This window comes from Cobetia sp. PDI-23MA (assembly GCF_059507735.1).
In genome coordinates, this window is sequence record NZ_CM183352.1 from 1,961,244 (window position 1) to 1,972,514 (window position 11,271).

7 protein-coding genes are annotated in these 11,271 nt (G+C 62.2%); 2 read left to right on the forward strand and 5 right to left on the reverse strand.

What is annotated here, in order from left to right:
* Nucleotides 1-14 precede the first annotated feature (14 nt).
* On the forward strand, nucleotides 15-4,193 hold the full coding sequence (tamB, locus tag AC5WNJ_RS08360) for an autotransporter assembly complex protein TamB (protein ID WP_495931002.1): 4,179 nt from the start codon (nucleotides 15-17) through the stop codon (nucleotides 4,191-4,193).
* 182 nt (nucleotides 4,194-4,375) lie between these two features.
* On the opposite strand, the gene AC5WNJ_RS08365 is transcribed toward tamB, so the two are convergent.
* On the reverse strand, nucleotides 4,376-4,852 hold the full coding sequence (locus AC5WNJ_RS08365; RefSeq protein ID WP_495931003.1) for a YchJ family protein: 477 nt from the start codon (nucleotides 4,850-4,852) through the stop codon (nucleotides 4,376-4,378).
* A gap of 49 nt (nucleotides 4,853-4,901) precedes the next feature.
* Between AC5WNJ_RS08365 and msrA the strand changes: the two genes are divergently transcribed.
* Nucleotides 4,902-5,540, forward strand: a complete 639-nt coding sequence (gene msrA, locus AC5WNJ_RS08370; protein WP_495931004.1) for a peptide-methionine (S)-S-oxide reductase MsrA — start codon at nucleotides 4,902-4,904, stop codon at nucleotides 5,538-5,540.
* Nucleotides 5,541-5,707: 167 nt separating this feature from the next.
* On the opposite strand, the gene AC5WNJ_RS08375 is transcribed toward msrA, so the two are convergent.
* The 4 genes from AC5WNJ_RS08375 to AC5WNJ_RS08390 all read right to left on the reverse strand — a co-directional run bounded on the left by AC5WNJ_RS08375 (nucleotide 5,708) and on the right by AC5WNJ_RS08390 (nucleotide 11,067).
* Nucleotides 5,708-6,877, reverse strand: a complete 1,170-nt coding sequence (locus AC5WNJ_RS08375; protein WP_495931005.1) for a dicarboxylate/amino acid:cation symporter — start codon at nucleotides 6,875-6,877, stop codon at nucleotides 5,708-5,710.
* 379 nt (nucleotides 6,878-7,256) lie between these two features.
* Nucleotides 7,257-8,315 carry a hydrolase gene (locus tag AC5WNJ_RS08380; protein WP_495931006.1) on the reverse strand — a complete coding sequence of 353 codons (1,059 nt, stop codon included), beginning with the start codon at nucleotides 8,313-8,315 and terminating at the stop codon, nucleotides 7,257-7,259.
* Between the two features lie 343 nt (nucleotides 8,316-8,658).
* Nucleotides 8,659-10,023, reverse strand: a complete 1,365-nt coding sequence (gene pepQ / locus AC5WNJ_RS08385) for a Xaa-Pro dipeptidase (protein ID WP_495931007.1) — start codon at nucleotides 10,021-10,023, stop codon at nucleotides 8,659-8,661.
* Between the two features lie 132 nt (nucleotides 10,024-10,155).
* Nucleotides 10,156-11,067: a LysR family transcriptional regulator gene (locus tag AC5WNJ_RS08390; RefSeq protein WP_495931008.1), complete on the reverse strand. Its 912-nt coding sequence runs from the start codon at nucleotides 11,065-11,067 to the stop codon at nucleotides 10,156-10,158.
* Nucleotides 11,068-11,271 lie beyond the last annotated feature (204 nt).

Below are 11,271 nucleotides of genomic sequence, written 5' to 3' on the forward strand. Positions count from 1 at the left end.
TGGAGATGTTGGAATTGTCTAATCCCTATGTACGTCGGGGCGGCCTGGTCATCCGGTTGCTGATATGGCTGCTCGTGTTCCTGATCGGGCTGACGATGCTGCTGGTCGGGGGCGTGCTGTCCCCGTGGGGCACCGGGCTGGTGCTCGATCAGGCGCGCTCGCGTGGCTTCATCGATTACTCCCGGGCCTCTGGCTCACCGCTGGAAGCGCTGTCACTCAAGGACGTCTCGCTGGACCTGCCGGGGCTGGCCGTCAATGCCGACTCGCTGTCACTGGTCTGGGGCGAGGACTGTCTGCTCAAGGGCAAGCTGTGCCTCGAGTCGCTGGAGTCCAGTGGTCTCGCGATCACCCTGAGCGATAACGGTGCCAGCACTGAACCGGAAGCGGAGAGCGGCGAGAGTCTCAACGTGCCCATCGTGGTGCCGATTCCCATCGAGGTGCGCAAGGTTGCCATTGATGACTTCGCCCTGGCGCTGGCGGATGGCAGTCGCGTCACCTTTGATCATTTCCATACCTCGGCCGCGCTGTCAGTGAGTACGCTGACGCTTGGCGAGACACGCCTGATCACCAGTCGTTTCATTCCCGCCGATGCCGCCGCGGCGCAAACGACGTCAGACACTGCCAGCCTCGAGGGAGTGAGCATCACGCCTGAGGCTCAGCAAGCGGCAAGTGAAGTGGTCCACACTCAGGTCGTGGCGTCTCAAGCCGAGAGCGCCGCCAAGGCCATCTCGAATGAGACCATCTCGAACAAGGCCATCACGGATGACGCCGCAGAAGTATCTGACACGTCTGCCGCTGAAACCACGGATGAGCCAGCACAGGCCGGGCGCATCGCCTTGCCGGAAGTCTATCTTCCGCTGACCATCGAGGTTCCCGACCTCGCCATTGAAGACTTTGCGCTCAAGGGGCCAAGCCCGTATGAGGTCAGTCGCCTGTCGCTGGCACTCAAGGCGGAAGGGCATGACATCACGCTCTCGCGTCTCGAGGTCGATTCCCGCGACGTGAACGCCGATCTCGTGGCGCAGGTCACCTTGAAGGGCGAGTATCCGCTGAGCGCCACGCTCAATGCCGAGACCCTGATTGACCCCGTGCGTCATGAAAAGCTGCGCCTGTCTCTGGAAGGCTCGCTGGCGGATCTTGAAGCCTCTCTCAAGGCCGACGGCCCACTGGCCGCTGAGCTTGTGGCCAGCGCGGATGTACTGGACAGTGATCTGCCCTTCGAGGCGCGCCTGAGCTCCGAGCGGATCACCTGGCCCTTTGCTGCCGTCACTGATGCCTCCGATGACACCCCCGCGGATGCGCAGACGGGCGCTCAGACAGCGACTCAAGCCAAAGATGGCAAGAATACGTCCGGCACCGCTGCCGCTGCCTCCTTCACGCCTGACTATAGCGTCGAGAATCTGGCGCTGGTCGCCAAGGGCTCACTGTTGGGGTATACGACCACGCTGGACGCCATCATCGAGGGGCGTGACATTCCGCGCGCCACCTTGTCATTGGCAGGCGACGGCGATCTCGAGCATTACCGCTGGCAGCCGCTCAAGATCGCGCTCAAGCGTGGCTCCGCGACCACCCGTGGCGAGATTCACTGGCAGGAAGGTATCCAGGTCGCCGCCGAGCTGGCCCTCGACAAGCTGCATCCCGAAGACTTGCTGCCGGCTCCGACCGGGGGCGGTCAGAAAGCCGTGCGTGGTGAGCTGAGCGGCAATCTCGTGGCCAGCTTCCAACAGCCGCAGCAAGGACCGTGGGCCGTCGATGTCAGCAAGCTGGATATCCACGGCACCTTGCTCGAGCGTCCGCTCACGCTGACTGGCAAGCTTTCAGGCAATGCCGACATGCAATGGAACGTCAACGCGCTGGAGCTGCGTCAGGGCCAGAACCGGCTGAGCGCCAAAGGCAAGATTGCCAAGACCATCACCCTAGCGGCCAACATCGATTTTCCGGCGCTCTCGACCTTGATGCCGGATATCGCGGGTGAGCTTAAGGGCAAGATCGATGCCTCGGGCACGCTCGACAAGCCTCAGCTGGCCAGCAACTTCACCGCACGGCGCCTGCAGATCGGTGAGAACCGTATCTCCGACTTGGCGCTGTCGGCCGGGGTCGATGCCCGCAAGCGGGGGATTGATGACCCGGCACTGGATATCGCTCTGAATGCCGATGATGTCAGAGCTGGCGGACAGCAGATCGCTACGGTCGCGCTGACGCTGGGAGGCTTCCTGAGCGATCACACCCTGCAGTTCGATACCGAGATGGCCGGTGAGATGCCGTTGTCTCGTCTGGGGCTGACTCTCAAAGGTGGGCTCGACAAGGCGCGTGAGCATTATCGCGGTGCGCTGTCTCCGCTGACGGCGAATACCGATTTCGGGGACTTCAACTTCGACACGCCGGCGAGCTTCGATGCCAATCTCGCCAAGGGTAGCGTGCTGGTGCAGCCGTTCTGCCTGAGTCGTGAACAGGGCGGCCAGATCTGTGTCGCCGAGCCCTTGAGCGCGGGCAATGACGGTCAGGCCGTGGTGACGCTCGAGGGGATTCCGCTGGACATGGCCCAGAGCGTCATGCCGGAGAGCTGGACCATCGGCGGTGCCACGGGCGGCAAGATCACGGCAAGCTGGAAGCAGGGTGGCCAACGCTGGAATGCTGACGCGGAGCTGGCGGGCAAGTTGACGCTGGCCGGCGAAGACGCCGACGGCAATGCCTGGTCTCTGCCCGAGACCACCCTGCAACTGGCGCTGGAGGCCACGCCCGACAAGGCCGATCTCGATACCCAGATTCGCCTCGACAGCGCTGGCGGCATCGGTCTCACCGTGTCGGTCCTCGACCCGGCGGGCGCAGGTCAGCTGGATGGTTCGCTGGCCATTCGCGACATCGACCTTTCGCCGTATCGTCCGCTGGTGGCGGGCATGACTCAGCTGGAAGGCAAGCTGGCGGGTGACGTCGAGGTCGGCGGCAACCTGAGCCTGCCGTCGCTGACCGGCCCGATCGCGCTGACCGGCGTCAAGGTGCAGGGCGAAGGCCTGCCGGTGTCGCTGTCGGATGCCCAGTTCACCGTCGACTTCGATGGCAACAGTGCCGATATCGATGGCTATCTGGTGGGCAATGATGCGCGCTGGGGCATCGATGGCGAGGCAGCCTGGCCGACGCTTGAGGACTGGACGGCATCATTGAACCTCGACGGTGCGAAGAATCCGCTCGAGCTGCATATCGCCGGGATCGGCCGCATGCGCGTCGCGCCGGATCTCGAGATCAATGCCAGCCCTACGCTGCTCAAGCTGCGGGGTGACGTCAAGGTGCCGTGGACACGCATCGAAGTGGACCAGGTGCCGCCGTCTGCCGTGTCACCCTCCAGTGACACCATCATCATCGAACGTCCCAGTGATGAGGACACCTCCAACCCGGCCGAGCTCGCCGATGGCAGCGATACCGCCAAGGCGCTCAACGAGGCCGGCATGGCGCTGGATGTGCGTATCGGCATCCATATCGGGCCGGATGCACGCCTGGAGGCGATGGGGCTCAAGACCAAGCTCAGAGGCGATCTCGATGTGCGCCAGTCCAAGGGCGGCGTGCAGGTCTTCGGTGAGGTCAATCTGGTCGACGGAACCTACAAGAGCTTCGGGCAGGACCTGCAGATCAGCAAGGGGCAGGTCTTGCTGGCCGGACCGCCTTCTAGCCCGCGTCTGAATATCGAGGCGATCCGTGATCCTGACAACACCGAGGACGACGTGACCGCAGGGGTGCGTGTGACCGGACTTGCCTCGTCGCCCAGCGTCGAGATCTTCTCGGACCCGTCGATGGATGAATCCTCGGCACTGAGTTATCTGCTGCGCGGTGAAGGCCTGGACAGCGACACCAGCAGTGACAGTGCGGTCACGTCCGCCTTGATCGGCATGTCGCTGGCGCAAAGTGGTCAGGTGGTCGGCCAGATCGGGGAAACCTTCGGTGTGCGCGACCTGAGTCTGGATAGCTCCGGCAGCGGCGATGACAGCCAAGTGGTGGTCAGCGGCTATATCGCCCCGGACCTGAAGCTCAGTTACGGCGTCGGGCTGTTCTCGCCGATCGCGGAGCTGACGCTGCGCTACAAGCTGTTCCGCAATCTGTATGCCGAAGCGGTGTCAGGCACGGCGCAGGCTGTGGATCTGCTCTACAGCTTCTCGCTGGGCCGCAGCGAGCTGGCGCCCAGAGTCGGCAAGGACAGATGACACGTCAGGCCAATTGATTGCCTAAGCTTCAGCCCCCATCGACAGGTTCGGTGGGGGCTGTCTCGTTTTGGAGGGGGCGTTTCAATGAGCTTGTCTTAAAGCGCTCGTTTCGAAGGGCTCGCAACGCTTATGCTCGAGAACTCAATCTCAAGCGCACGCGCGTCAGCACAAGACGCTGACGGTCACGCAGTGCAGCAACGCTTGATCTTCTTGCCGCTGCCACAGGGACACAGGCTGTTGCGCCCTGGCGTCAGTGTCTGCCACTCGGCATCACCGTCGACATAACGCCAGTGATGGCCATCGTGATGGAAGCGGCTAAGTTCTTGCAATTGTTGGAACTTTCCCTGCTCGAAGAAGGTGGCATGAAAGCGTACCATGCCGGTATCGGCATCTTGTCCGCTGTCCAGAATCTCCAATGCCAGCCATTGCGGGCCAGCACCTTCGAGATCGGCGCGTGCCGGGCAATGGGCCGGGTCCCAGCTGTCGATCAGGAAATCGCTGAGCGACAGGCAGAAGGCACTGTAGCGGGCGCGCATCAATTGCTCGGGGCGTTCGGCGCGGGTGATGTCAGCATGAATCGGCTGACAGCAATCGACGTAGCGTCGCGCCTCAGCACTATTGGGCTGGCAGGGGCAGATCTTGGGGGGCAGAGATGACATCATTGAACCTATACACGATTGCACGACGCGACACAGGAGAGAGTCCGCCATGTGGATAACGGAAGATAAGCAGACCATTCCTTCAGCGCAGGACAGCTTGCCAGGGCGCAGTGAAGCGGTTCGCATCAGCGGCGTTCATCACGTCAATGGCCGCTCGATTGTACCGCCGTTCGACAGTGAGTGTGAGGAGATCGTGCTGGGGCTGGGCTGCTTCTGGGGAGCCGAGCGCCTATTCTGGCAGCTGCCGGGTGTCAAGGTGACGGCGGTCGGCTATGCCGGCGGCTATACGCCGAATCCGAGCTATGAAGAGACCTGCACCGGCAAGACAGGCCACACCGAGGTCGTACGCGTGATCTTTGACCCAACGGTGATCGGTCTGCCGGAGATCCTGCGGGCCAGCTTCGAGGCCCATGACCCGACCCAGGGCATGCGTCAGGGCAATGACATCGGCAATCAGTACCGTAGCGCGATCTATTACACCCGCGAAGACCAGCGCGCCATCGTCGAGAAGAGCATGGCCGACTACCAGCAGGCGCTGGATCAGTCCGGTCTCGGCCGCATCACCACCGAGGTCGCACCGCTGCGCGAGTTCTACTACGCCGAGGAATATCACCAGCAGTATCTGGCCAAGAATCCGGGTGGCTACTGCGGTCTGAAAGGCACGGGAATCAGCTGTCCCATCGGCTGACAGTTTGGCACAGTCTCAAGACAGGCAGGACATGGCTGCCACGAGACTGTGCTGAGAGATTACCGCTGAGAAACACGAAAGCCTCATGGTCGCCGCGAAGTTCACGGCCACCATGAGGCTTTTGTCTGTCTGGAGCAGCTTTCGGTCAGGCGCTGCGATGCACGGTGTCAGCGGTAGCGCTGTCGATCCTGCTCGGCTTCTGCAAAGCGGTCGATCCACTGTACCAGGGCACCATCGCCAGTGACGTTGCACGCGGTACCGAAGCTGTCCTGCGCCAGATAGAGCGCCATCATCAGGCCGACGGCGGCGGCATCGAAGCCCAGCAGGCTCTGCAATACCCCCACCGAGGTCACTGCGGCCCCGCCGGGCGAGCCGGGCGCGGCAATGATTGTCACCCCCAGCGCGGCGATGAACGGCAGCAGCGCGGTGAGCTCGGGCGTTGCCAGTGAGGGAGTGACCAGCATCACGCCAATGGCGCACACGGTCAGCGTGATAGCACTGCCGCACATGTGGATGGTGGCCAGCAACGGTACCGCAAAGCTCGCCACGGATGGGGAGATGTGATTGAGGTGCATCTGGCGCACGGTAACCGGAATCGTGGCCGCGGAAGACATGGTACCGGCGGCGGTGAAGTAGGCGGGCAGCATGTGGGCCAGCGCCCTCATGGGTGAGCGGCCGGTGCTGGTGCCGCTGGTGACGTAGAGCAAGCTCAGCCACAGCCAATGCAAGGTCAGCGCCAGCAGCAGGATCATGCCGAAGCTCTTGAGGGTATTGGCCACCGTGCCGGCGATCGTCATCTCGCAGAACAGGCCGGCGATATAGAACGGCAGGGCAGGAATCAACGCTTTGGCGATGAAGCGCTCGACGATATCGCGGCCGCCGTCGGCCAGCTGACGCATGCCGTCATGCTCGGTGGCGGAAATACCGATGCCGAACAGGAAGGCCGTCACCAGGGCGGTGCTGATATCGGTCAGCGGCGGAATATCCAGCGTGAAATAGGGGCTCAAGTGCTTGATGGCATGACTGACCGGCAGCTGGTCCTGCTGCACGATATGCGGCACGACCTCCAGGCCAACGATGCCCGCCAACAGGCCTGCCAGCGTCGTCGAGGCATAGGCCAGCACGATGGTCAGGGTCAGCAGACGGCCCGAGGAGCGCTCGAGACGAGCGATCCCACTCATGATGAAGAACAGGATGATCAGCGGAATGGCGTATTCCAGCAGCTCACCGAACAGTACCTTGAAGGTCAGCAGGGTGCGGATCAGGGATTCGGGAGCCCATGGCCCCAGTAGTATGCCAGCCACGATGCCGAGCACCAGGCGAAAAATCAGGTTCATTATCAGGCCAGTAGAGTCTTGAACGTAGGGTGGGCGCGCAGTCTACCATTCTCCCTGAATCGTGACAGTGATCCGTGTCACCCTTCACTCCATCATCCTGTATACCGTTATCGTTTTTAATGCTCTAAATTTGACTATCCCAAAACGCATACGGTCGTAGTCAGGGCTCAGGGCTTTCCACCGGATCTGAGGGTGGGAAGGCGAGCAAGGGTGGAAGAAGCAAAAAAGGCAAGAAATGCCCCAAGGACAAGGCAACCAGGGAGGGGAATGCGTGGTGGTGCCTGAGTGGTAGTCAAGCCCGCCAGTTCAATGCCCGCCAGTTCAATGCACGCCAGTTCAATGCACGCCAGTTCAATGCAGGTAGCTCAGTACAGATAGCTCAGTGCGCTTCGCTCTGCACCTCGGCCTGCGCTTGCGGCTTGGGTAGCCCGCTCCAGGCCTCCAGCTGCTGACTGACACGGCGAGCCAGCCAAGAGCTAAGTCGCCCACGGCGCCATTCGACGAAGCCGACGTGCCCACCGCGCTCACTGAGCTCGATACGCACGGCCTCGGAGGGTTGGTGGAAGCGTGCGAACAGATCGCGTGGCATGAAGGGATCATCCAGTGATTGCAGAATCAGGGTCGGCAGTTCGATCTCGCTCAGCAGGCGGCCCGCCGAGGAGCGCGTGTAGTAATCACTCGCCGAAGTGAAGCCATGCAGGGGCGCGGTAACTTCGTTGTCATAGGCCCAGAAACTGTTCAGCTGGGTCAACTGATGCGCTCCGATCGAGATGGGTAGCGGGCCATTGGCAAGCTTCGCCGCCACCTTGGCCTTCAGGCCCTTGAGCAGATGGCGCTGGTAAAGGCGCGAGAAGCCGTGATTGAGCACATCCGCGCTGGCCGCCAGATCCAGCGGGGCGCTGATGGCGATCGCGCCAGCCAGGTCCAGGCCATCACCGCCTTGTTCAGCCACCAGCTTGAGCAGCATGTTGGCGCCCAGTGATACGCCACAGGCGACCTTGATGGCGTGCGGATAACGTCGCCCCAGCTCGCCGAGCACCCAATAGGCATCTGCGGTATCCCCGCTGTGATAGGCGCGTGGCAGGCGGTTGGGAGATTGCCCGCAGCCACGGAAATGCATCATCACCGGTCGCCAGCCCATTCGAGCGGCAGCATTGAGCAGCTCACGGGCGTAGGGCGAGCTCAAGTCACCCTCAAGGCCATGAAACAGCACGAACAGAGGCGCATCCTCGCTCAGGGCCGTCGTACGCTCATGCTTTTCATGACCGTCACTGATGACCCAGGCGAGCTCGACGAAGTCACCATCGGGAAGATTGAGAATCTCGGTGCGACGACTCAGGGGCGCGCGGGGCAGAAGGCGGGGCAACAAGGTCTGGACATGGCGATTGCGCAGGCCAAGGGCAGGGCGAAACTCTGACGTGAAGATGGAGTGCGGCATGTGAGGTAGCTCCAGTGGCAGGCCTGGGCGATGACGTTGGTAATCGGGTGATGGGCATGCCCTTGATGGCGGTGGCCTGCAGCAAGATCTGACAGGAATTTCTACACGGATGTCGTTGGCATCATTTCACTTGGCGACGCCAATCGCTAGTCGCAGTGCAGCATACGCATCGACGCCAATGGGGCTAGCTCGCCTTGGATCACATTCCCGGCCTGGCGCTCGAATACTCAGCCTTGGGTCACGCGACAAAAAGCCGCCATCGGCACAAGACCCATGGCGGCGTGAGGCAGACGTGACCGCAAGTGTTACAGCGAGGGGGCCGACGGCGTCGTGACAGGCCTGATTACAGACCTGTCGCCGGGCTGCGTGTCAAATTGAGGGCACCGTCTGCGGTGATGACCAGATTGTCTTCGATACGCACACCACCATGCGGAGCCAAAGCCTCGACCAACTTCCAGTCGATATGCTCACCGCGTGCATCGTTGCGCAGCGGCTCCAGCAACATGGGGATGATGTAGCAACCCGGTTCGATGGTGATGGCCATGCCGGTCTCGAGCACACGCGTCAGGCGCAGCATCGGGTGACCTTGCGGCGGATGACGGATATCGCCGGTGGTGTGATCAGGAATGCAGCCCGCCACATCATGGACCTGCAGCCCCAGCAGATGCCCGAGACCATGCGGGCAGAAGGCTGCCGTGATCCCTTGTGCAACCTGATCTTCAGCGGGCAGCGACACCACGCCCAGCTCCCGCAGCAGCTCACCCAGCTCGCGATGCATCTCGAGGTGCAAGTCGACGTAGTCCACCCCGGGCGCGAGTCTTGCGATCAGACGCTTCTGCAGCGCTTCCACACCCTCGATCAGGGCGCGATACAGCGGCAGCGCATCGTCGCCCGCCCAGCTGCGCGTGATGTCAGAGGCATAGCCGTGCACGCTGGCGCCGGCATCCACCAGCAGGCTGTGACGGGCAGCAGGAGCCTGTAAACCATAATGCTGGTAATGCAGAACCGCGGCATGCGCATTGAGACCCACGATATTGCCGTAGGGCACATCCGATTCCCGTTGGCGAGACGCGCCAAGATAGGCCAACTGGATATCGAGCTCCGCACCGCCTTCCATGAAGGTACGTCGGGCAGCCAGATGGCCACGCGCGGCGCGCAGGCTGGCTTCTTTAAGACAGGCGATCTCGAATTCGCTCTTGCAGACGCGCCCCTCGTCGAGCTGGCGCACCAGGCCGACCGGGTTGGGCAGTGCCTCAAGTTCGCTGACCACCTGCGGCTGAAGCTCAGCGATCTCGCCCAGCAGCGCCACGCGGCCCTCGGGACGCTGTGGCAGTGTCGGCTTGCGCAGATGGACGATCTCGAACTGCTCGGCCCAGGGCGCAGTGTCTGACGTCGGCAGGCTGGGTGACAGATGCCAGAAGTCATCGGGGGTATAGAGGTAAAGCGTCGGACGCTCGCCCGGACGAATCACCAGCCAGCTATCGCTGAGACCCGCCATCGGCACCCAGTGCAGAAAATGAGCATGCGACTTGAAGCTTGCATCCTGATCATCGGCGAAATGCCGCTTCGGCTTGCCACTGTGCAGCACGATGGCCTCTAGATCGTGCTGCTGCATGGCGACTTCGTAGCCTGTTTGCAGCGCCGCCAGATGGGCGCGGTGTGCCGCGGCGTGGGTGATGGTCGGGTCGTTGAGCTGGCTGTCGGACATCATGTTTCCTTGCAAACGGTCGTCACGCCTGACATGGAGAAGTGAGCGTCAATGGCGTGGTGTGGTGGAGAATGAGGGGATGAAGGAGAGAGGAGAGTGCCGCTGAGCCGTCGCCCCTCCTGCCCGGATGACTCACGAGAAATGGGCTTCCAGCTGGTGCCAGAGTTCACTGACACTGTCGTGGCGCGGCACGCGCGGGCGATACAGGCGAATATGCAGGCCAAGATCCCAGCGCGAGTCACCGGCACGCACCAGCTTGCCGCAGGCGATTTCTTCTGCGGCCAGTCGCTGCGGCAACCAGCCGATGCCATAGCCCTGCAACACCAGTGCCTTGATGTTGGCCGCCTGGATATTCTCGTTCATGGTGACCAGGTGCGCCTGAATCGGGACCTGAGCGAGATGCGCCATCAGCGAGGTGGCGACGACGGCGCGCGGATGCGGGCTGATGAACGGCAGCGGATTGCGCCGTGTGCCCGGCAACTGATGGCGGGGGTTACCATCCGCGCCGGGCGCACACAGCGGAATGAAGGTTTCTTCGCCGACTACCAGGTATTGGTAGCTGTCCAGCTCAAAGCCGAGATCGACACGTGCCTGGGGCCAATAGCACAGCGCCAGATCACATTCGCCGCGATCCAGGCCGTGGAAATAGTCGGCCGCCAGCCAGCCGGTGGCACGCAGATAGGGCAGCACCTGTTCACGCAGCTGAAGCTGATCGAGCCAATCGGGCAGGAAGTGCGACACCAGAGACTGCGGTGCCCCCAGCGATATCTTGCTGGCTTGCTGCTGGGCCATGTCCTGCAGGCGTTCGCGTGTGATGCGCACGCGCTCGGTGATCTGCTCGCACAGCTGGAGAAACTCGTCTCCGGCGGGAGTGAGCGACAGCGGCAGGGTCTGACGATTGATCAAGGTGGTGCCCATCTCCTCTTCCAGCAACTTGATGCGGCGGGAAAAGGTGGGCTGAGAGACATTCTGTGCATCGGCAGCCCGCGAGAAATGTCGGGTCTGAGCCAGAACGATGAAATCTTCGAGCCAGCGAATTTCCATGTAATCGGAGTGCCTCGTCGGCCTGGGAACAGGCCATGTCAGGAGGTCGGGCGCACATCTCTTCGGACGTGTCACACCAGAGTATCTTGGGGATGCGTCATCGGGGCCCGGTGCCACGCTGAATCTTCTTCTAGCATCGTGGGCAATGGCGTCAATTGACCTGTTGGTCAATCGCGGATGTGCGAAATCTTGCCCACACAAAAC